Annotated in this window: 13 protein-coding genes; 9 read left to right on the top strand and 4 right to left on the bottom strand. The window is 62.2% G+C overall.

Annotated elements, in window-relative coordinates:
* Positions 1-32: 32 nt before the first annotated feature.
* On the bottom strand, positions 33-1,322 hold the full coding sequence (locus ACLH0H_RS27055) for a glycosyltransferase (RefSeq protein ID WP_411380407.1): 1,290 nt from the start codon (positions 1,320-1,322) through the stop codon (positions 33-35).
* A 157-nt stretch (positions 1,323-1,479) separates the two neighbouring features.
* Between ACLH0H_RS27055 and tpx the strand changes: the two genes are divergently transcribed.
* From tpx to ACLH0H_RS27030, 5 genes are all read left to right on the top strand, one after another.
* Complete coding sequence (tpx, locus tag ACLH0H_RS27050) at positions 1,480-1,980, top strand: thiol peroxidase (RefSeq protein ID WP_411380406.1); 501 nt, start codon at positions 1,480-1,482, stop codon at positions 1,978-1,980.
* 231 nt (positions 1,981-2,211) lie between these two features.
* Entirely contained in the window at positions 2,212-3,510 is a 1,299-nt protein-coding gene (locus ACLH0H_RS27045) for an MdtA/MuxA family multidrug efflux RND transporter periplasmic adaptor subunit (RefSeq protein WP_411380405.1), read from the top strand.
* Entirely contained in the window at positions 3,507-6,608 is a 3,102-nt protein-coding gene (locus ACLH0H_RS27040; protein ID WP_411380404.1) for an MdtB/MuxB family multidrug efflux RND transporter permease subunit, read from the top strand. Before ACLH0H_RS27045 ends, ACLH0H_RS27040 begins: the two co-directional genes overlap by 4 nt.
* The gene (locus ACLH0H_RS27035) at positions 6,605-9,712 is read left to right on the top strand and encodes an efflux RND transporter permease subunit (RefSeq protein ID WP_411380403.1); all 3,108 of its coding nucleotides are present in this window, start codon (positions 6,605-6,607) and stop codon (positions 9,710-9,712) included. Before ACLH0H_RS27040 ends, ACLH0H_RS27035 begins: the two co-directional genes overlap by 4 nt.
* Entirely contained in the window at positions 9,709-11,178 is a 1,470-nt protein-coding gene (locus tag ACLH0H_RS27030) for an efflux transporter outer membrane subunit (protein WP_411380402.1), read from the top strand. Before ACLH0H_RS27035 ends, ACLH0H_RS27030 begins: the two co-directional genes overlap by 4 nt.
* Before the next feature lie 234 nt (positions 11,179-11,412).
* Here ACLH0H_RS27030 and mapR read toward each other — a convergent pair whose 3' ends face one another.
* Together mapR and ACLH0H_RS27020 are read right to left on the bottom strand one after the other, a co-directional pair.
* Entirely contained in the window at positions 11,413-12,822 is a 1,410-nt protein-coding gene (mapR, locus tag ACLH0H_RS27025) for a GntR family transcriptional regulator MpaR (RefSeq protein WP_411380401.1), read from the bottom strand.
* Positions 12,823-12,937: 115 nt separating this feature from the next.
* Entirely contained in the window at positions 12,938-13,177 is a 240-nt protein-coding gene (locus tag ACLH0H_RS27020) for a DUF3203 family protein (RefSeq protein WP_411380400.1), read from the bottom strand.
* 120 nt (positions 13,178-13,297) lie between these two features.
* Here ACLH0H_RS27020 and ACLH0H_RS27015 point away from each other — a divergent pair, with 120 nt between their 5' ends.
* On the top strand, positions 13,298-13,789 hold the full coding sequence (locus ACLH0H_RS27015; protein ID WP_076952372.1) for an MgtC/SapB family protein: 492 nt from the start codon (positions 13,298-13,300) through the stop codon (positions 13,787-13,789).
* Here ACLH0H_RS27015 and ACLH0H_RS27010 read toward each other — a convergent pair.
* Entirely contained in the window at positions 13,767-13,943 is a 177-nt protein-coding gene (locus ACLH0H_RS27010; protein WP_186691357.1) for a hypothetical protein, read from the bottom strand. The genes ACLH0H_RS27015 and ACLH0H_RS27010 overlap by 23 nt on opposite strands.
* Before the next feature lie 203 nt (positions 13,944-14,146).
* Between ACLH0H_RS27010 and ACLH0H_RS27005 the strand changes: the two genes are divergently transcribed.
* From ACLH0H_RS27005 to glgB, 3 genes are all read left to right on the top strand, one after another.
* The gene (locus tag ACLH0H_RS27005) at positions 14,147-16,135 is read left to right on the top strand and encodes an alpha-1,4-glucan--maltose-1-phosphate maltosyltransferase (RefSeq protein ID WP_411380399.1); all 1,989 of its coding nucleotides are present in this window, start codon (positions 14,147-14,149) and stop codon (positions 16,133-16,135) included.
* A gap of 151 nt (positions 16,136-16,286) precedes the next feature.
* The gene (gene treS, locus ACLH0H_RS27000; RefSeq protein WP_411380398.1) at positions 16,287-19,634 is read left to right on the top strand and encodes a maltose alpha-D-glucosyltransferase; all 3,348 of its coding nucleotides are present in this window, start codon (positions 16,287-16,289) and stop codon (positions 19,632-19,634) included.
* A complete protein-coding gene (gene glgB, locus ACLH0H_RS26995; protein WP_411380397.1) occupies positions 19,631-21,868 on the top strand; it encodes a 1,4-alpha-glucan branching protein GlgB in 2,238 nt (745 codons plus the stop codon). Before treS ends, glgB begins: the two co-directional genes overlap by 4 nt.
* The last annotated feature ends 83 nt before the right edge of the window (positions 21,869-21,951 follow it).

The following is a 21,951-nucleotide window of genomic DNA, read 5'->3' as shown; positions in this document are numbered from 1 at the left end:
CCCGTCGCGCGCGCCCTCGCCAGCGTTGGTGTCTATAGGCTGCGGTTTTTCGCCTCGATCCACTGGGACATGTATTGCGTACTTTTATGGGCGTGGTGGCGCAGCATGCTGCCGGTGAAATTGTCGCGGCGGTGGGCATCAAGATTGCTGCGGCACTGTTCCAGGCAGGCTACCAGCGCGGGGCCATGGATATTCCGGTCATAGCGGCGGGTCAACAGTTGGCGCCCGTTTTCCTGGGCCTCGGTCCAGCGCTCGCGATCCTGATAAAGCGCCACGGCGGCGGCGGCGAGCGCCGGTGCGCTGTGTTCGATCATGCCGGGCCACGGTTGCTCATCGCCCATGGCCTCGGCGCCGATGGGTGTGGTGATATTCGGCGTGCCACAGAGCATGGCATCCGCCAGCTTGCCCTTGATGCCGGCGCCGAAACGCAGGGGCGCCAGGCAGATACGCGCGTCGGTCATCACCTGCAACGCATCTTCAGCCCAGTTCATTACATGGAAACCCTGGGCCGGGTTATGCAACGCGGTGGCCTTGGGCGGGGTGTAGGCGCCGTAGACGTGCAATTGGGCGCCCGGCAGTTGCTGGCGAATCAACGGCCACAGGCTGTTTTTCATCCAGAGCACCGCATCCCAGTTGGGCGCGTGGCGAAAGTTGCCGATGCTGAGGAAGTGCGCGCGGTATTCAAACGGCGCGAACGCCTCGGCCGGCGGCTCCAGCATCAGCGGGCACCAGTGGAGCAGGGCGGCGGGCACGTTGAATTGCTCGGTGAGCAGGCGGATTTCCACGTCGGAGATCATCAGGCTGATATCGCAACGGTAAATCGCCGCGATTTCGCGCTTGGCCAGGTCCGTGTCGGCCATCAGCTTGAATTCTGCGGGCAGCTGCGGGGAAAACAGCGCAATGAAATCGTCGCTGTCGGGGTGCGCCTTCAGGTGATCCTTGAGGCGCTGATGACGGGCGTCGCGCAGGCTTTGCAGGTCGGAAGTTTCCAGCACGCGCAGGGCGTTGGGGCAGCATTTCTCTACACGCCAGCCGAACTGTTCTTCCATCATAAAGCGGTCGAACAACACGATATCCGGGGCGAGTTCGCGGATAAAATCATCGAAGCTGCTGTTATTGAGCTCGATGGCGCATTCGGTAATGCCCAGCGCAGGCAGATCGGCCTTGTGCTCGCCGATGGTCGCCGGGCTGCTGAAGGTAATGTCCCAACCTTGCGTAAGAAAACTCTCAAGAATCTTCATCATATGTCCGCCTGCGGCTGAAGAGCGCGGCTCCGGCCAAACATAACCAATGACCAGGACTTTGGTGGCAGGCTGATTCATTCAGAACGAGTTCCTTGGGGGGAGGGGACAAAAGGCGCGCAATTAAACCATAACCGGTCATGACAATTTATCGCTGGCGGTAGGTAGCCACCGCGCTTTGTGGTTAACTTCGACCTCTCGAATTCGTTTAACCAAAACCAGCATAAGGATTCTGTTCATGGCTCAAGTCACCCTCAAAGGCAACCCGGTCCAGGTTGAAGGCCAACTGCCGCAAGTCGGCGCCCAGGCTGCTGACTTCACCCTGACCGCCGGCGATCTGTCGAACGCGACCCTCGCCACGTTCGCCGGCAAGCGCAAAGTGCTGAATATCTTCCCAAGCGTCGACACCCCGACCTGCGCCACTTCGGTACGCAAGTTCAATGCCCAGGCCAACGATGTGGAAAACACCGTGGTGCTGTGCATCTCCTCCGACCTGCCGTTCGCCCAGGCACGTTTCTGCGGCTCCGAAGGGCTGGACAACGTGAAGAACCTGTCGGACTTCCGCAACGCCGACTTCGCGGTCGATTACGGCGTTTCCATCGCTGATGGCCCGCTGCAAGGCCTGACGGCGCGTGCGGTCGTGGTGCTGGACGAACATGACAAGGTGCTGCACAGCGAACTGGTCAGCGAAATCGGCCAGGAGCCAAACTACGAAGCCGCCCTGTCTGTTCTGAAGTAACTGTTTCGGTACGTTACTGCGGTTGTGCAGTAACACGCTTGATGCATGATTGCGGCCTGGCCTAGTCCAGGCCGTTTTCATTTGTGCTTCAGGCGCTTAGCGAAATAGGCGATGGACTAAGCTCATCCGTTAAAAGTTGTAAGCCCAAGGTAAATAGCCGGTAAAGGCGCTTTTCTTAATGCGCCCCAGTGCTTATCTTTCAGCCTCCCAAAGTAGAAGCGCTCGCGCCCAATGGTTGATCACTCCATGCAATCCTCCCCCCGCCACTCCCGCCGCTGGTTGTTCGGCCTGCTCGTGCTGCTGGTCATCGCCGGCCTGTGCTGGAAATTCTGGCCCAGCAGTGCCGCCCACAAAGACGCGCCGGCCGGCCATGCGAGCAAGACCGGCATGGCGCGCCCCGGTTTTGGCGGCGCCACCGGCCCGGTGCCCGTGCGCGTGGCGCCTGCGGTGCTTGGCGAGTTCCCGGTGTACTACAAGGCGTTGGGCACGGTCACTGCACTGAACACCATCAATGTGCGCAGCCGGGTGGGCGGCGAGCTGGTGAAGATCGCCTTTGAAGAAGGGCAGATGGTCAAGGCTGGTGACCTGCTGGCCGAGATCGACCCGCGCAGCTACCAGAACGCCTTGCTCCAGGCCCAGGGCACGTTGCTGCAGAACCAGGCGCAGTTGAAAAACGCCCAGGTCGATGTGGAGCGTTATCGCGGCCTGTATGCCCAGGACAGCATCGCCAAACAGACCCTGGACACCGCCGAAGCGCTGGTCCTGCAATACCAGGGCACGGTCAAGACCAACCAGGGCGCGGTCGACGATGCCAAGCTCAACCTGGAGTTCACCAAGATCCGTGCGCCGATCAGTGGCCGCGTCGGCCTGCGCCAGGTCGATGTCGGCAACCTGGTGACGGCCAACGACACCACGTTCCTCGCCGTGATCACCCAGACCCAACCGATCAGCGTGGTTTTCACCCTGCCGGAAAACACCCTGGAAACCGTACTGGCCCGCTACCACGCCGGCAACAAGCTGCCCGTGGAAGCCTGGGACCGTGGCGACGTCAAGCAAACGGCAGCCGGCGTGCTGCAAAGCCTGGACAACCAGATCGACGTGACCACCGGCACCCTCAAATTCAAGGCGCGCTTCGATAACAAGGACCAGGCGCTGTTCCCGAACCAGTTCGTCAATGTGCACCTGCTCGCCGATACCCTGCACAACGTGGTGCTGGCGCCCTCGGCGGCGATCCAGTTCGGCAATGCCGGCACCTTTGTCTACATGCTTGACGGTGACAAGAAGGTCAAGGTGCAGCCGCTGGTGGTGGGGGATACCGACGGTGAGAACACCGTGATCAAAGAGGGCTTGAAGGCCGGCGACCGCGTGGTGCTGGAAGGCACCGACCGGTTGAAGGACGGCAGCGAGATCGAAGTGGTCAATGACAGCAGCGAAGTACCGACCACGCCGACCGAGCACCTGCAAGGCAAGCCCGCCGCGAAAGGGGAGACCGGCACCACCGCTGGCAAGGCGCAAAAGGTCGGTTCATGAACCTGTCGCGTCTGTTCATCCTTCGCCCGGTTGCCACCACGCTGAGCATGCTGGCCATTGTCTTGGCCGGCATCATTGCGTACCGCCTGTTGCCGGTATCGGCCTTGCCCCAGGTGGATTACCCGACGATCCGGGTGATGACCCTGTACCCCGGCGCCAGCCCGGACGTGATGACCAGCGCGGTCACCGCGCCGCTCGAGCGCCAGTTCGGGCAAATGCCCGGCCTTACACAAATGGCGTCCACCAGTTCCGGCGGTGCGTCGGTACTGACCCTGCGCTTCAACCTCGACATCAATATGGACGTTGCCGAGCAACAGGTGCAGGCCGCGATCAACGCCGCCACCAACCTGCTGCCCAAGGACTTGCCGGCGCCGCCGGTGTACAACAAGGTCAACCCGGCGGATACCCCGGTGCTGACCCTGGCCATCACCTCCAAGACCATGCTGCTGCCCAAGCTCAATGACCTGGTCGACACGCGCATGGCGCAGAAAATCGCGCAGATCAGCGGCGTCGGCATGGTCAGCATCGCCGGCGGCCAGCGCCAGGCCGTGCGCATCAAGGTCAACCCCGAGGCCCTGGCGGCCAACGGGCTGAACCTGTCGGATGTGCGCACCCTGATCGCCGCGTCCAACGTGAACCAGCCCAAGGGCAACTTCGACGGCCCCACGCGGGTGTCGATGCTCGACGCCAACGATCAGTTGGTCTCGCCCGCGCAATACGCTGAGCTGATCCTGGCCTACAACAACGGCGCGCCGCTGCGCCTCAAGGACGTGGCGCAGATCGTCGACGGCGCCGAGAACGAGCGCCTTGCCGCCTGGGCCAATGAAAACCAGGCCGTGCTGCTGAACATCCAGCGCCAGCCGGGGGCCAACGTGATCGAGGTGGTCGACCGCATCAAGGCGCTGCTGCCGAGCATCACCGATAACCTGCCGGCCGGCCTCGACGTGACCGTGCTCACCGACCGCACCCAGACCATCCGCGCCTCGGTCACCGACGTGCAGCACGAATTGCTGATCGCCATTGCCCTGGTGGTGATGGTGACGTTCCTGTTCCTGCGCCGTTTCAGCGCCACGATCATTCCGTCAATCGCCGTGCCGCTGTCGCTGGTGGGCACTTTTGGCGTGATGTACCTGGCGGGATTCTCCATCAACAACCTGACGCTGATGGCCCTGACCATCGCTACTGGCTTTGTGGTGGACGATGCCATCGTGATGCTGGAAAACATCTCGCGCTATATCGAAGAAGGCGAAACGCCCCTGGCCGCCGCGCTCAAGGGCGCCAAGCAGATCGGCTTCACCCTGATTTCCCTGACCCTGTCGCTGATCGCGGTGTTGATCCCGCTGCTGTTCATGGCCGACGTGGTGGGGCGGCTGTTCCGTGAATTCGCGATCACCCTGGCGGTGGCGATCCTGATTTCCCTGGTAGTGTCGCTGACGCTGACGCCGATGATGTGCGCGCGGCTGCTCAAGCGTGAACCCAAGGAGGAGGACCAAAGCCGCTTCTACAAGGCCAGCGGCGCCTGGATCGACTGGCTGATCGCACGCTACGGCAGCCTGCTGCAGTGGGTGCTCAGGCACCAGCCTTTGACGTTGCTGGCGGCCATCGCCACCCTGGGCTTGACCGTGGTGCTGTACCTGGTGGTGCCCAAGGGCTTTTTCCCGGTGCAGGACACCGGCGTGATCCAGGGCATTTCCGAAGCGCCGCAGTCGATTTCATTCGCCGCCATGAGCCAGCGCCAGCAGGAATTGGCAAAGATCATCCTGGCCGATCCGGCAGTGCAAAGCCTGTCTTCGTACATTGGTGTGGACGGCGATAACGCCACCCTCAACAGCGGCCGCTTGCTGATCAACCTCAAGCCCCACGGCCAGCGTGACTTGAGCGCCGCCCAGGTGATCACCCGCCTGCAGCCGGAAATCGACAAACTGGTGGGCATCCGCCTGTTCATGCAGCCGGTGCAGGACCTGACCATTGAAGACCGCGTGAGCCGTACCCAGTACCAGTTCAGCATGTCTTCGCCGGACGCCGAGTTGCTGGCGCTGTGGAGCGAAAAACTGGTCCACGCGTTGAGCCAGTTGCCCGAGCTCACCGACGTTGCCAGCGACCTGCAGGACAAGGGCCTGCAGGTGTACCTGGTGATCGACCGCGACGCGGCTTCACGCCTGGGTGTCAGCGTGTCGACCATTACCGACGCACTCTACGACGCCTTCGGCCAGCGGCAGATTTCCACCATCTACACCCAGGCCAGCCAGTACCGCGTGGTATTGCAGGCCCAGTCCGGCGAAACCCTCGGCCCGGATGCATTGAACCAGATCCATGTGAAGACCACCGACGGTGGCCAGGTGCGCCTGTCCAGCCTGGCCCACGTGGAGCAGCGCCAGGCCCAGTTGGCGATCGCGCATATCGGCCAGTTCCCGGCGGTGATGATGTCGTTCAACCTGGCCCCCGGCGTTGCCCTGGGCAAAGGCGTGGAGCTGATCAACCAGACCCAGAAGGACATCGGCATGCCGGTGGGCGTGCAAACCCAGTTCCAGGGTGCGGCCCAGGCGTTCGAAGCTTCGCTGTCGAGCACCTTGCTGCTGATTTTGGCGGCGGTGGTCACCATGTACATCGTGCTCGGCGTGCTCTACGAGAGCTATATCCACCCGATCACCATTCTCTCGACCTTGCCGTCGGCGGCGGTGGGGGCGTTGCTGGCGTTGCTGCTCAGCGGCAATGACCTGGGCATGATCGCGATCATCGGCATCATCTTGCTGATCGGTATCGTCAAGAAGAACGCGATCATGATGATCGACTTTGCCCTCGACGCCGAACGCAACCAGGGCCTCGACCCGCAGACCGCGATCTACCAGGCCGCGCTGCTGCGCTTCCGACCGATCCTGATGACAACCCTGGCAGCGCTGTTCGGCGCGGTGCCGCTGATGTTGGCCACCGGCTCCGGTGCGGAGTTGCGCCAACCGTTGGGCCTGGTGATGGTCGGCGGTTTGCTGGTGAGCCAGGTACTGACCCTGTTCACCACTCCGGTGATCTACCTGTACTTCGACCGCCTCGGCCGACGCTGGCGCAAAGAGCCGCAAAGCCTGGAGCCGGTTGAGCCATGAACCTGTCCGGACCTTTCATTCGGCGCCCGGTAGCGACCATGCTGCTGAGCCTGGCGATCATGTTGCTGGGCGGCGTCAGCTTCAACCTGCTGCCGGTGTCGCCACTGCCGCAGATCGACTTCCCCGTGATCGTGGTGTCGGCCAGCCTGCCCGGCGCCAGCCCCGAGGTGATGGCGTCCACCGTGGCGACGCCGCTGGAGCGCTCGTTCGGTGCGATTGCCGGCATCACCACCATGAGCAGTTCGTCGAGCCAGGGCTCCACCCGGGTGATCCTGGCGTTTGACGCAGGCCGTGATATCAACGGCGCGGCGCGGGAAGTGCAGGCGGCCATCAATGCCTCGCGCAACCTGCTGCCCAGCGGCATGCGCAGCATGCCCACCTACAAGAAGATCAACCCGTCCCAGGCGCCGATCATGGTGCTGTCGTTGACCTCGGACGTGCTACAGAAGGGCCAGCTGTACGACCTGGCCTCGACCATCCTCTCGCAAAGCCTGTCCCAGGTGCCGGGCGTCGGCGAAGTGCAGATCGGCGGCAGTTCGTTGCCGGCGGTGCGTATCGAGCTGGAACCCAAGGCCCTCGACCAGTACGGTGTGGCCCTCGACGACGTGCGTAACACCATCGCCAATGCCAACCAGCGCCGGCCCAAGGGTTCCCTGGAAGACAGCCAGCGCAACTGGCAGATCCAGGCCAATGACCAGCTGGAGAAGGCCAAGGACTACGAGCCGCTGTTGATCCGCTACCAGAATGGCGCCGCCTTGCGTCTGAAGGATGTGGCGAAAATCAGCGACGGCGTGGAAGACCGCTACAACAGCGGCTTTTTCAACAACGAGCCGGCGGTGCTGCTGGTGATCAACCGTCAATCCGGCGCCAACATCATCGAGACCGTGCGGCAGATCAAGGCGCAGTTGCCGGCGTTGCAGGCGGTGCTGCCGTCCAGCGTCAAGCTGAGCCTGGCCATGGACCGCTCGCCGGTGATCACCGCCACGTTGCACGAAGCCGAGATGACCTTGTTGATCGCCGTCGGGCTGGTGATCCTGGTGGTGTACCTGTTCCTGGGCAACTTCCGCGCTTCGCTGATCCCGACCCTGGCGGTGCCGGTGTCGCTGGTGGGCACCTTTGCGGTGATGTACCTCTACGGGTTCTCGCTGAACAACTTTTCGCTGATGGCGTTGATCCTGGCCACCGGTCTGGTGGTGGACGATGCCATCGTGGTGCTGGAGAACATCTCACGGCATATCGACGAAGGCGTGCCGCCGATGAAAGCGGCGTACCTGGGCGCCCAGGAAGTCGGTTTTACCTTGCTGTCGATGAACGTGTCGCTGGTGGCGGTGTTCCTGTCGATCCTGTTCATGGGCGGGATCGTCACCAATTTATTCCGCGAGTTTTCCATCACCCTGTCGGCGGCGATCATTGTGTCGCTGATTGTCTCGCTGACCCTGACGCCGATGCTCTGCGCCCGTTGGCTCAAGCCCCATGTAAAAGACCGGATGAGCGGTTTGCAGCGCTGGAGCCAAAAGATCAACGACCGCATGGTCGCCGGCTACGCCACCAGCCTGGACTGGGTGCTGCGCCATCGTCGCCTGACCCTGTTCAGCCTGTTCCTGACCATCGGGGTCAACGTGGCGTTGTATGTGGTGGTACCGAAAACCTTCATGCCGCAGCAGGACACCGGCCAGTTGATCGGTTTCGTGCGCGGTGACGATGGGCTGTCGTTCGGCGTGATGCAGCCGAAGATGGAGACCTTTCGCAAGGCGGTGCTCAAGGACCCGGCGGTGCTCAGCGTGGCCGGCTTTATCGGTGGCAACAACGGCACCAACAACGCGGTGATGCTGGTGCGCCTCAAACCGATCAGCGAGCGCAGGATTTCCGCCCAGGCGGTGATCGAGCGACTGCGTAAGGAGGTACCGCCGGTACCGGGCGGGCGCCTGTTCCTGATGGCTGACCAGGACCTGCAATTCGGCGGCAGCCGCGACCAGACCAGTGCGCAGTATTCCTACATCCTGCAAAGCGGTGACCTGGCGGCCCTGCGCCTGTGGTATCCGAAGGTCGTGGCCGCCATGCGCGAGCTGCCGGAACTCACCGCCATCGACGCGCGCGAAGGGCGCGGCGCGGCGCAGGTCACGCTGATTGTCGATCGCGACCAGGCCAAGCGCCTGGGAATCGACATGGACATGGTGACGGCGGTGCTGAACAACGCCTACAGCCAGCGGCAGATTTCCACCATCTATGACAGCCTCAACCAATACCAGGTGGTGATGGAGGTCAACCCCAGGTACGCCCAGGACCCAATCACCCTCAACCAGATGCAGGTGATCACGTCCACCGGCGCGCGCGTGCCGCTGTCGACCATCGCCCATTACGAAAATAGCCTGGCGGATGACCGCGTCAGCCACGAAGGCCAGTTCGCCTCGGAAAACATTGCCTTCGACATGGCGCCCGGCGTGACGGTGGAGCAGGGCACGGCCGCCATCGAGCGGGCGATCGCCAAGGTCGGGCTGCCGGAAGGCGTGATCGCCAAGATGGCCGGCACTGCCGACGCCTTCGCGGCGACGCAGAAAGGCCAGCCCTTCATGATCCTCGGCGCGCTGGTGGCGGTGTACCTAGTGCTGGGCATCTTGTATGAAAGCTATATTCACCCGTTGACGATTCTCTCGACCCTGCCGTCGGCAGGGGTGGGCGCGATGCTCGCGATTTACCTGACGGGTGGCGAGTTCAGCCTGATTTCCCTGTTGGGCCTGTTCCTGCTGATCGGCGTGGTGAAGAAAAACGCGATCCTGATGATCGACCTGGCTCTGCAGCTTGAGCGCAATGACCGCCTGGGCCCGCTGGAGTCGATTCGCAGTGCCTGTCTGCTGCGTTTGCGGCCGATCCTGATGACCACCCTGGCTGCCATTCTCGGCGCCTTGCCCTTGCTGCTGGGCAGCGGTGATGGCGCGGAAATGCGTCGTCCGCTGGGCCTCACCATCATTGGCGGCCTGGTGTTCAGCCAGGTCCTGACTCTTTACACCACTCCGGTGGTTTACCTTTATCTCGACCGCGCGCGCCATCGCTTCAATGCCTGGCGCGGCGTGCGTACCGATGCTGCCCTGGACACTGCGCTATGACCGATTCAACCTTTGCCCGATTGGCCATGTTCCGTGGTTGCCGCGTGGCGAGCCTGGTGCTCAGTGGCGTGCTGCTCAGCGCCTGCGCCATAGGCCCCGACTACACGCGCCCGGAAGTCGTGGAACCTGCGCAATTCAAGGAGGCCCAGGGCTGGCGCCAGGCGACGCCCAGCGATTCACTGGCCCGTGGCGCCTGGTGGGAGCTGTACGGCGACCGCCAGCTCAACGACCTGGTGCAGCGCCTGAACACCTCCAACCAGACCGTGGCCCAGGCCGAAGCGCGTTTTCGCCAGGCCCAGGCGCTGGTGCGCAGTTCCCGTGGCGCGTTTTACCCCACCGTCGACCTGAGCGCCGGCAAGACCCGCGCCAGCCAAGGCACCGGCAGCAGCAGTGCGAGCCTCAGCAGTTCCAGCAGCGGTATCCGCGACACCCTCAACGCACAGTTGGGCGTGAGCTGGGAGGCGGACATCTGGGGCAAATTGCGCCGTGGCCTGGAGGCCAACGAAGCGAGTGCCGAAGCCAGCTCGGCGGACCTGGCGGCGATGCGCCTGAGCCAACAGTCGGAGCTGGTGCAAAGCTACCTGCAGTTGCGCGTCATGGACGAGCAGACCCGCTTGCTGCAAGCCACGCTGGAGACCTATCAACGCTCCCTGCAAATGACCCAGAACCAATACCGCGCCGGTATCTCCGGCAAGGACGCGGTGGCCCAGGCGCAAACCCAGCTCAAGACCACCCAGGCCAGCCTGATCGACCTGATCTGGCAGCGCGCCCAGCTGGAAAATGCGATTGCGGTGTTGATCGGTGAAGCCCCGGCCAACTTCAACCTGGCGGTCAGCAAAGACATCCCGGCGCTGCCGCGGATTCCGCTGAGCCTGCCGTCGCAATTGCTTGAACGCCGCCCGGATATCGCCTCGGCCGAACGCTCGGTGATCGCCGCCAACGCCAATATCGGCGTGGCCAAGGCGGCTTATTACCCGGACCTGAGCCTGAGCCTGACCGGCGGCTATTCCAGCAGCACCTATTCGGACTGGATCAGCCTGCCGAACCGCTTCTGGTCGGTGGGACCGAAGCTGGCCATGACCCTGTTCGACGGAGGCCAGCGTTCGGCCGAAGTCGACCGCACCGTGGCCAGCTATGACGAGACCGTCGCCAAATACCGCCAGACCGTCCTGGATGGTTTCCGCGAAGTGGAAAACTACATGGTGCAGCTCAAGGTGCTGGAGGACGAGGCGGTGGTCAGCAATGAAGCGCTCGAGGCGGCCCGTGAGTCCTTGCGCCTGACCCAGAACCAGTACAAGGCCGGGCTGATCGGCTACCTGGACGTGGTCACCGTGCAAGCCACGGCCTTGAGTAACGAGCGCAGCGTATTGACCTTGTTGCAGTCGCGCCTGGTGGCCAGTGTGCAACTGATCGCCGCATTGGGTGGTGGCTGGGATGGGCAGACACCGATCGGCGACAAGGACTAAGGGGGAACTCGGAACCAATGTGGGAGCGGGCTTGCCCGCAATGGTCATGGGCATCTACAGATCTTTTGAGGCCGAATGCGCAATTTGTAGTGAGCGGGCTTGTCCCGCGCTGGGGGGCGAAGCCGCCCCAAACCAGACGAGTTGGATTTATCTGGAACTCGGCGGTGCCTTTATTGGGGCGGCTTCGCCACCCAGCGCGGGGCAAGCCCGCTCACTACAATTGTATGGCGTCTGTCAAAACGACTTTACAATCCGCCCCAGCATTTCCATCGCCTTTTCCGACGCCTCAGTCCAGGGGCTACCGTAGTTCAGGCGGATACAATTGCGAAAGCGCTGGGTGGCCGAGAAAATCGGCCCCGGCGCGATGCTGATGCCCTGTGCCAGCGCCATTTGGAACAGCTTTAACGAATCGGTCTGCTCCGGCAGTTCCAGCCACAGGAAGTACCCCCCGGTAGGCTGGCTCACCCGCGTCTGCGCCGGAAAATAGCTTGCGATGGCGGCGAGCATGGCGCTTTGCTGTTCCTCCAGCGCGTAGCGCAGTTTGCGCAGGTGTCGGTCGTAGCCGCCGTGTTGCAGGTAGTCGGCAATGGCCGCCTGGGCCGGCATCGAGGGGCACAGCGAGGTCATTAGTTTCAAGCGTTCGACTTTCTGCGCAAAGCGCCCGGCCGCCACCCAGCCCACGCGATAACCGGGGGCCAGGCTCTTGGCGAAGGAGCCGCAGTGCATCACCAGGCCTTCGGTATCAAAGGCTTTGGCGGGTTTCGGCGCTTGTTGGCCGTAATACAGCTCGGCATACACATCGTCTTCGATCAGCGGCACCTGGTGGCCACGCAACAGTTCCACCAATGCTTGTTTCTTGGCTTGCGGTAGGGTTGCGCCCATGGGGTTCTGGAAGCTGGTCATGGTCCAGCAGGCTTTGATCGGGTAGCGCGCCAGGGTTTGTGCGAGCGCGCCCAGGTCGATGCCGTCGCGCGGGTGCACGGGAATCTCCACGGCTTTGAGTTTCAAGCGCTCCAGCACTTGCAGGCAGGCGTAGAACGCCGGGGCTTCGATGGCGACCAGGTCGCCCGGTTCGGTGACGGCCTGCAGGCACAGGTTCAAGGCTTCCAGCGCACCGTTGGTGATCAGCAGTTCTTCCATCGGCAACATCAGGCCGCCGACCATGTAGCGCAGGGCGATTTGCCGGCGCAGCTGGGGGTTACCCGGCGACATGTCGGTGACCACCAGACGCGGGTCCATCTCGCGGCTGGCGCTGGCCAGGGAGCGAGCCAGGCGCGGCAGCGGGAAGAGCATGGGGCTGGGGAACGCCGAGCCGAAGGGCACGGTGTTGGGGTCCTTGATCGAGTCGAGCACCGAGAACACCAGCTCGCTCACATCCACTTCGGTGGACTCATGCACATGCTCGCTCACGGCCGGTTCGGAGAACGGACTGGGTGCGTGGGTGTTGACGAAATAGCCGGAGCGCGGCCGCGCGCGGATCAGGCCACGCCGCTCCAGCAGATAGTAAGCCTGGAACACCGTGGACGGACTGACGCCGTAGGTCTGGCTGGCATAGCGCACCGACGGCACCCGCTGGCCGGGACCGAGCACGCCGCAGCGGATCAGTTCAGCGATGTCGTCGGCGAATTTTTCGTAGCGTTTCATGGATGGGCTGATTGCTTTCTTGAATACCACACACAGATGTCGTGCAGTGTGCATGACAGACTCAGGCAGGGCGATAAAAAAGCGGATCAGAGCGAGGGCGCCTTACAGGCACCTGTCAGATCAACGAATCAGGCACATCTGCCTTTACATGTTGACGCCCGTCGTGCGCGCCAGCGACGGTCAAGGCATCCGCCTCGGCTTCGGTGATATAGATCCGCTCACCAGCCAATTCCACGTAAGACATGGATTTGTCGGTGTCGGTGACGATATTGACCCGGGTCGCCGGCATGCTGTGTTCCTGATCATTGTCATTGAGCACGAAGTAGCACAGTTGGTTTTCGATACGCAGTGGCATGCTGATCTCCAGATTTATGGACCATCAACCGTAGGAAATCAGTAATGCGCAGCGGTTCCAGGCAACTGACTGGCGGTCGCGATTGTCCATTCATTACCTATTGATGACAGAGGAACGTTGATGGAAGCCTGGTTGCATGAAGCGTGGATAACCCTGCAGGCCGAATTTGCCGATATCGGCGACGCCAAGCAGCTCACCCAGGTCACCGTGCGCCTGTTGATGGCCGCGATCCTGGGCGGCATTCTCGGCTTTGAACGCGAGAGCAAGGGCAAGGCCGCCGGGGTACGCACCCATATGTTGGTGGCGCTGGGCGCGGCACTGTTCGTGCTGGTGCCGCAGATGTCCGGTAACCAGGCGGATGCCATGAGCCGGGTGATGCAGGGCGTGATTGCCGGAATCGGCTTTTTGGGCGCGGGCACTATCATCAAGGGCAAGGATGATGACGAAGGCCATGTCAAAGGCCTGACCACCGCGGCGGGCTTGTGGATGACCGCTGCGATTGGGGTCTCGGCCGGGTTGGGCCGGGAATCGACAGCGGTACTGAGTACGTTGCTGGCGTTGGCGGTGTTCAGCGTGATGCCGAAAATCGTCAAGCGTTTCGAGAAGGACTGACGATCACCGGTGGCATCGTCGTCGGTGGTTCTTCGACGGGTGGCGGTTCGTTTCCAGGCGGTTCTTTTTCCGGAACCGGCGCCGGCTCGGTGGGCGGCAGGGTTGGTTCGTCGATATTCGGGTCCGGGGTTTCAGCCGGGATCGGGATATTCATTAGTGTGGCCTCCTTTGTGCTTTGCTCTGTGGGTGGACATCCGCCTGGGCCAATTGATTCCCGCCCAATGGCCACACATCCGCCTGAACTTTTAGCCGCGGCGCAAGCTCGGACCTATAAGCGGCCCCGCTCTGGGAGAGTGCGGCGTACCAGAATTCGGATCAAGCAAAGAGCGTCCATAGGGCGTAAGGGGAAGATGCTCGATGACTGCGCAGACACAGGTTCCAGAAAACTCCATATTGCCGCTGTCCCAGGCCTTGTTGCTGCCACGGATTGCGATCGAGAGCACCTCACCCGTGATCGACGGCGGCGAGTTTGCGGTCAAGGCCGTGGTCGGCCAGCGCGTTACCGTTACCAGCAAAGTGTTTGCCGACGGGCACGACAAGCTTGCCGTGTTGATTCGCTGGCGTGCGCGCCAGGATGAAAGCTGGCACAGCGTGGTCATGAGCGATGTGGGCAACAATGGCTGGGAGGGTTCGTTTACCGTCACCCAGCAAGGCCCCCATGAATATTGCATCGAGGCCTGGATCGATACCTTCGCCAGCTTCTGCTACGAACTGCGCAAGAAGCATGAAGCCGGCGTGCCGGTCAGCCTGGAACTGCAGGAAGGCCGCAGCCTGGTGCTGCAGGCGGCCGAGCGCAGCGACAATGAACTGCGCGACCGCCTGATGTTGCTGCACCACGAACTGTCCGGCCTGCTGGAAACCGAGCAGGTTGCGCAGTTCCTGCACGAAGACAGTGCGCACCTGATGACCCAGGCCGACCACCGTGCCTATCTGAGCGTGAGCCCCGCCTACCCAATCGATGTGGAGCGCGAGGCTGCGTTGTTTGCCAGCTGGTATGAGCTGTTTCCACGCTCGATCACTGATGATCCTGCGCGCCACGGCACCTTCAACGACGTGCACTCACGGCTGTCGATGATCCACGACATGGGTTTTGACGTGCTGTACTTTCCGCCGATCCATCCGATCGGACGCAGCCACCGCAAGGGCAAGAACAACTCACTGACCGCCGGCCCCGATGATCCGGGCAGCCCGTATGCGATTGGCAGCGAGGAGGGCGGCCATGAGGCCATCCATCCGCAGTTGGGCAGCCGCGATGACTTCCGCCGCCTGGTCCAGGCCGCCGCCGAGCATGGCCTGGAAATAGCCCTGGATTTTGCCATCCAGTGTTCCCAGGACCACCCATGGCTCAAGGAGCATCCGGGCTGGTTCAACTGGCGCCCGGACGGCACGATCAAATACGCCGAGAACCCGCCGAAAAAGTACCAGGACATCGTCAACGTCGATTTTTACGCGGCGGACGCGATTCCCGGCCTGTGGACCGAACTGCGCGATATTGTGGTGGGCTGGGTCGAGGAGGGCGTGAAGACCTTCCGCGTGGATAACCCCCACACCAAGCCGCTGCCCTTCTGGCAATGGCTGATCAGCGATGTGCGCGCCAAATACCCTGAGGTGATCTTCCTCGCTGAGGCGTTCACCACGCCGGCGATGATGGCGCGCCTGGGCAAGGTCGGCTATTCCCAGAGCTACACCTATTTCACCTGGCGCAATACCAAAGCCGAGTTGAGCGAATACCTGACGCAGTTGAACGAGTCGCCGTGGCGTGAATGCTACCGGCCGAATTTCTTCGTCAATACGCCGGACATCAACCCGGCGTTCCTGCACGAATCCGGGCGCCCCGGCTTCCTGATCCGTGCCGCGCTGGCCACCATGGGCTCGGGCCTGTGGGGCATGTATTCGGGGTTCGAGCTGTGCGAGGCCGCGCCGGTGCCGGGCAAAGAGGAATACCTCGACTCGGAGAAGTATGAGATCCGCCCACGGGACTTCACCGCGCCTGGCAACATCATTGCCGAGATCGCCCAGCTCAACCGTATCCGTCGGCAAAACCCGGCGCTGCAGACGCACCTGGGGTTGAAGCTCTACAACGCCTGGAACGACAACATCCTGTACTTCGGCAAGCGCAGCGAGGATGGCGGCAACTTCATTCTGGTGGCGGTGAACCTTGATCCGTTCAATGCCCAGGAAGCGCATTTCGAGCTGCCGCTGTGGGAAATGGGCTTGCCGGATGATGCGCAGACCCAGGGCGAGGATTTGATGAACGGCCATCGCTGGACCTGGTATGGCAAGACCCAGTGGACCCGCCTGGAGCCGCAGATGCCGTTTGGGATCTGGCGTATTACCACCTCTTAAGCTCACTGGAGATCAAAACTGTGGGAGCGGGCTTGCTCGCGAAGGCGGTGAATCAATCAATGAATTCGCTGGCTGGCACACCGCTTTCGCGAGCAAGCCCGCTCCCACATTGACCGTGTTTCTTCAGTTCCAGTATTCCAGGAGTTTTCCAATGGCGAAGAAGCCTAACGCTGCCACCTTTATCAAAGACCCGCTCTGGTACAAGGACGCGGTGATCTATCAGGTTCACGTCAAATCCTATTTCGACTCCAACAACGACGGTATCGGTGACTTTCCCGGCCTGATCGCCAAACTCGACTACATCGCCGACCTGGGCGTGAACACCATCTGGCTGCTGCCGTTCTACCCTTCACCACGCCGCGACGACGGCTATGACATCGCCGAATACCGCGGCGTGCACAGCGACTACGGGACCATGGCCGACGCCAAGCGTTTTATCGCCGAGGCGCACAGACGCGGGTTGCGGGTGATCACCGAACTGGTCATCAACCATACCTCCGACCAGCATCCCTGGTTCCAGCGTGCGCGCAAGGCCAAGCCCGGCTCGGCGGCGCGGGATTTTTATGTGTGGTCGGATGACGACCAAAAGTACGACGGCACCCGCATCATCTTCCTCGACACCGAAAAGTCCAACTGGACCTGGGACCCGGTCGCCGGCCAGTACTTCTGGCACCGGTTCTATTCGCACCAGCCCGACCTCAATTTTGACAATCCGCAGGTGATGAAGGCGGTGCTGAGCGTGATGCGTTATTGGTTGGACATGGGCATCGACGGCCTGCGCCTGGACGCCATCCCCTACCTGATCGAGCGCGACGGCACCAACAACGAAAACCTCGCCGAAACCCACGACGTTCTCAAGCAAATCCGCGCCGAGATCGACGCCAACTACCCGGACCGCATGTTGCTGGCCGAAGCCAACCAGTGGCCGGAAGACACCCAGATGTACTTCGGTGACAAAAAGGGCGACGACGGCGACGAGTGCCACATGGCGTTCCACTTCCCGTTGATGCCGCGCATGTACATGGCGCTGGCCCAGGAAGACCGTTTCCCGATCACCGACATCCTGCGCCAGACCCCGGAGATTCCCGCCAATTGCCAATGGGCGATCTTCCTGCGCAACCACGATGAACTGACCCTGGAAATGGTCACCGACAAGGAACGTGACTACCTGTGGAACTACTACGCCGCCGACCGCCGCGCGCGCATCAACCTGGGCATTCGCCGACGCCTGGCCCCGTTGATGGAGCGTGACCGCCGGCGTGTCGAACTGCTCAACAGCCTGCTGCTGTCGATGCCTGGCACGCCGACCCTGTACTACGGCGATGAAATCGGTATGGGCGATAACATTTACCTCGGCGACCGCGATGGCGTGCGCACGCCAATGCAGTGGTCCATCGACCGCAACGGCGGCTTCTCGCGCGCCGACCCGGCCAGCCTGGTGCTGCCGCCGATCATGGACCCGTTGTACGGCTACCTGTCGGTCAACGTCGAGACCCAGACCCAGGACCCGCACTCGCTGCTCAACTGGACGCGCCGCATGTTGGCGGTGCGCAAGCAGTCCAAGGCGTTTGGCCGCGGCAGCCTGAAGATGCTCTCGCCGAGCAACCGGCGCATCCTGGCGTATACCCGCGAGTACACCGCGCCGGATGGCCGCACTGAAATCATCCTGTGCGTGGCCAACGTATCACGCAGTGCCCAGGCGGCCGAGCTGGACCTGTCGGCGTTCGCCGGCATGGTGCCGGTGGAGATGCTGGGGGGCAACGCCTTCCCCCCGATCGGTCAGTTGAATTTCCTGCTGACCCTGGCGCCCTATGGTTTTTATTGGTTTGTATTGGCGGCGGAGAATCAAATGCCCAGCTGGCACGTGGAACCTGTTCAAGGCATGCCCGACTTCACCACTCTGGTGCTGAAAAAGCGCCTCGAAGAGTTGCTGGACGAGCCGTGCCGCACCACCCTGCAATCGACTTCATTGCCCACCTGGCTGCCCAACCGACGCTGGTTTGCCGGTAAGGACACGGTCATCGACAGCGTGCATATCGCCTATGGCGTGCGCTTTGGCGATGCCCAGCACCCGGTATTGCTCAGCGAACTGGAGGTGACAGCGGGTGGCCAGGTCAGCCGTTATCAGTTGCCGTTCGGCTTCCTCGCCGAAGACCAGTTTACCAGCGCCTTGCCGCAGCAATTGGCCATGGCCCGGGTGCGCAGAGCGCGGGAAGTGGGGTTGGTCACCGATGCGTTCAGCCTTGAGTCGTTTATCCGTTCGGTGATCCAGGGTTTGCTGGCAGGCACCGTGCTCAGCACCAGCGATGGGGATATCCGCTTTGAAGCGACGTCGCACTTGACTGATCTGCAATTGAAGGATGACTTCGCGGTGCGCTACCTGTCCGCCGAACAGTCCAACAGCTCGGTGGTGGTGGGCGAGAGCCTGGTGCTCAAGTTGATCCGTAAAGTCAGCGCCGGTGTGCACCCGGAGCTGGAAATGAGCGCCTACCTGACCGCCGCCGATTACCCGAACATTTCGCCGTTGATGGGGGCTGTGGTTCGCCGCGACGCCGAAGGCCAGGACAACCTGCTGATGATCGCCCAGGGTTACCTGAGCAATCAGGGCGACGCCTGGACCTGGACCCAGAACAACCTGGAGCGCGCCATCCGCGATGAATTGGCTGAAGCGCTTTCCGAGCAGGAACAGCACTACAACGCCTTGGGCGAACTGAAGGATTTTGCCGGATTGCTCGGCCAGCGCCTGGGCGAAATGCACCTGGTACTCGGCGCGCAGACCGCAAACGCGGACTTCAAACCCGAGGTCACTACTGCCAAAGACACTCAGGCATGGGCCAAGGATGTCGGCGCGCAACTCGACCGTGCCTTGCAACTGCTCAAACTTAACCAAGCGCAATTGAACGCAGCCGATCAAGCACTGGTCAGTGACTTACTGGCACAGAAAAAGGCGATTGCCGCGCATGTGCAGGCGTTGGCCAAAGCCACCGCGGGCGGGCTGCGCATCCGCGTCCACGGTGATTTGCACCTGGGCCAGGTGCTGGTGGTGAAGGGTGATGCCTACCTGATCGACTTTGAAGGCGAGCCGGCGCGGCCACTGCATGAACGACGGGGCAAGCACAGCCCGTACAAGGATGTGAGCGGTGTGCTGCGTTCGTTTGATTACGCAGCGGCCATGGCCCTGAACCTGCAAGGCGTGGATCACTCGCCCGAAGCGGACCAGGCACGCAGACGCGTCACCGATCGCTACCTGAAAGAAGCACGCCAGGCTTTTACCCAGGCTTATCAGGCCGCTACGTCTACACTGGCGCATGACTGGCAGGATGCCAACGGCCAGGACGCGGCGCTGACCTTGTTCAGCCTGGAGAAGGCCGCGTATGAAGTGGCTTACGAAGCGGAAAACCGCCCGACCTGGTTGCCGGTGCCCCTGCAAGGGTTGCACGGACTGTTGAGCGGGCTTGCACCTATATCGAAAACTGCACGCGGTGGGGAAACGTCATGAGCTTTACACATAAAGAACCGCTGCAACCGAAGTTGACAGCATTGCCGGCGTCCAAGGACGTCGAAGCACTGGTACGCGCCGAACACCACGACCCATTCTCGATCCTCGGGCCGCACGATGATGAACACGGCGGCCAATTCATCCGCGCGTTTCTGCCGGAGGCTTTGAGCGTCCAGGTGTTGGCGCGTGACGGCAGCGAGCAGCTCGGCGCCCTGGACGCGAGCCAGGTGCCAGGTTTGTTCGTCGGGCACTTCAATACCCGTCAGCCGTACCTGCTGAAGATCCAGTGGGCCGGCGGCGAGCAGATCACCGAAGACCCTTACAGCTTCACTCAATTGTTGCTGGGTGAGATGGACCTGTACCTGTTTGCCGAAGGCAATCACCGCGACCTCAGCAGTTGCCTGGGCGCTCAAGTGACCAGCGTCGACGGCGTGCAGGGCGTGAGGTTCGCCGTGTGGGCACCGAATGCGCGGCGGGTGTCGGTGGTCGGCGACTTCAATATCTGGGATGGGCGCCGGCATCCGATGCGCCTGCGCCATCCTTCCGGCGTCTGGGAGATCTTTATCCCACGCCTGCAACCGGGCGCGGCCTACAAATACGAGATTCTCGGTGCCCACGGGATCCTGCCGCTCAAGGCCGACCCGATGGCGCTCGCCACCCAGATGCCGCCGGACACTGCGTCTAAGGTCGCCGCACCGTTGCAGGTGGACTGGCAAGACCATGAATGGATGCAGGCACGGGTTGAAAAGCAAAAGGCCACGGCGCCGCTGTCGATCTACGAGTTGCATGTGGGTTCGTGGCAATGCGAGCTGGACGAGGCGGGCGAAGTGGCCCGGCAATACAATTGGCGCGAACTGGCTGAACGTCTGGTTCCCTATGTGCAGCAACTGGGTTTCACCCACGTCGAGCTGATGCCGATCATGGAACACCCGTTCGGCGGTTCCTGGGGTTACCAGGCGCTGTCGCAATTCGCGCCCACGGCGCGGTTCGGGTCGCCGGAAGATTTCGCGTACTTCATCAATGCCCTGCACCAAGCCGACATCGGTGTGATCCTCGATTGGGTACCGGCGCATTTCCCCACCGATACCCACGGCCTGGCGCAATTCGACGGCACCGCGCTGTACGAATATGCCAACCCGCTGGAAGGCTTCCATCAGGACTGGGACACGCTGATCTACAACCTGGGCCGCACCGAAGTGCATGGCTTCATGCTGGCCTCGGCGCTGCATTGGCTCAAGCACTTCCACATCGACGGCTTGCGCGTGGACGCCGTGGCGTCGATGCTCTACCGCGACTATTCACGCAAGGCCGGCGAATGGGTGCCCAACCGCCACGGCGGTCGCGAGAACCTGGAAGCCATCGAATTCCTGCGCCATTTGAACGACGTAGTCGCCCTGGAAGCGCCTGGCGCGCTGGTGATCGCCGAGGAATCGACCGCCTGGCCGGGAGTGAGCCAGCCGACGCAACAGGGCGGCCTGGGCTTCAATTACAAATGGAACATGGGCTGGATGCACGATTCCCTGCACTACATCCAGCAGGACCCGGTATACCGCGCCCACCATCACAACGAGCTGAGCTTCGGCCTGGTGTATGCCTGGTCCGAGCGTTTCATCCTGCCGATCTCCCACGATGAAGTGGTGCACGGCAAACATTCGCTGATCGACAAGATGCCCGGCGACCGCTGGCAGAAGTTTGCCAACCTGCGCGCCTATCTGGCCTTCATGTGGATGCACCCTGGCAAGAAGCTGCTGTTCATGGGCTGCGAATTCGGCCAATGGCGCGAGTGGAACCACGACCAGCAACTGGACTGGTACCTGCTGCAGTACCAGGAGCACCAGGGCGTGCAGAAGCTGGTGGGCGACTTGAACCGCCTGTACCGCGAGGAGCCTGCGTTGCACGAGCAGGATGACGCGCCCCAGGGCTTCCAATGGCTGATCGGCGACGACGCGCTCAACAGCGTTTATGCCTGGCTGCGCTGGGGCAAGGATGGCAAGCCGGTGCTGGTGGTGGCCAACTTCACCCCGGTGCCGCGTGAGGCCTACACCGTCGGCGTGCCTTTCGCCGGACGCTGGAAGGAAGTCATCAACACTGATGCCGAGATGTACGCCGGTTCCAATTACGGAAATGGCGGCGAAGTCAACACCCTGGATGAGCCGCGCCACGGCCAACCGGTGTCGCTGTCGTTGAATGTGCCGCCGCTTGGGGTGCTGATCCTGCGACCGGAAGCGCACTAAAGGCTCTACCGCGCTGGATTCTATTGTCCGCGCTACTGGCAGGGTGCCACAATGGCGCCTTTGTCATGGCAGTCGGATCAGGC

This window comes from Pseudomonas sp. MPB26 (genome assembly GCF_046605355.1).
Taxonomy (GTDB): Bacteria; Pseudomonadota; Gammaproteobacteria; order Pseudomonadales; family Pseudomonadaceae; genus Aquipseudomonas; species Aquipseudomonas cedrina.
Note: the sequence above shows the minus strand (reverse complement) of the source record. Positions and strands in the feature narration are given on the sequence as shown.

What these genes read in the sequence shown, in the direction of transcription:
- ACLH0H_RS27005 (WP_411380399.1), top strand. Translation starts at nt 14,147, where the DNA reads ATGACTGCGCAGACACAGGTTCCAGAAAACTCCATATTGCCGCTGTCC.
- ACLH0H_RS27035 (WP_411380403.1), top strand. Translation starts at nt 6,605, where the DNA reads ATGAACCTGTCCGGACCTTTCATTCGGCGCCCGGTAGCGACCATGCTG.
- ACLH0H_RS27020 (WP_411380400.1), bottom strand. Translation starts at nt 13,177, where the DNA reads ATGCCACTGCGTATCGAAAACCAACTGTGCTACTTCGTGCTCAATGAC.
- glgB (WP_411380397.1), top strand. Translation starts at nt 19,631, where the DNA reads ATGAGCTTTACACATAAAGAACCGCTGCAACCGAAGTTGACAGCATTG.
- ACLH0H_RS27010 (WP_186691357.1), bottom strand. Translation starts at nt 13,943, where the DNA reads ATGAATATCCCGATCCCGGCTGAAACCCCGGACCCGAATATCGACGAA.
- ACLH0H_RS27030 (WP_411380402.1), top strand. Translation starts at nt 9,709, where the DNA reads ATGACCGATTCAACCTTTGCCCGATTGGCCATGTTCCGTGGTTGCCGC.
- mapR (WP_411380401.1), bottom strand. Translation starts at nt 12,822, where the DNA reads ATGAAACGCTACGAAAAATTCGCCGACGACATCGCTGAACTGATCCGC.
- tpx (WP_411380406.1), top strand. Translation starts at nt 1,480, where the DNA reads ATGGCTCAAGTCACCCTCAAAGGCAACCCGGTCCAGGTTGAAGGCCAA.
- ACLH0H_RS27055 (WP_411380407.1), bottom strand. Translation starts at nt 1,322, where the DNA reads ATGAATCAGCCTGCCACCAAAGTCCTGGTCATTGGTTATGTTTGGCCG.
- treS (WP_411380398.1), top strand. Translation starts at nt 16,287, where the DNA reads ATGGCGAAGAAGCCTAACGCTGCCACCTTTATCAAAGACCCGCTCTGG.
- ACLH0H_RS27015 (WP_076952372.1), top strand. Translation starts at nt 13,298, where the DNA reads ATGGAAGCCTGGTTGCATGAAGCGTGGATAACCCTGCAGGCCGAATTT.
- ACLH0H_RS27040 (WP_411380404.1), top strand. Translation starts at nt 3,507, where the DNA reads ATGAACCTGTCGCGTCTGTTCATCCTTCGCCCGGTTGCCACCACGCTG.
- ACLH0H_RS27045 (WP_411380405.1), top strand. Translation starts at nt 2,212, where the DNA reads ATGGTTGATCACTCCATGCAATCCTCCCCCCGCCACTCCCGCCGCTGG.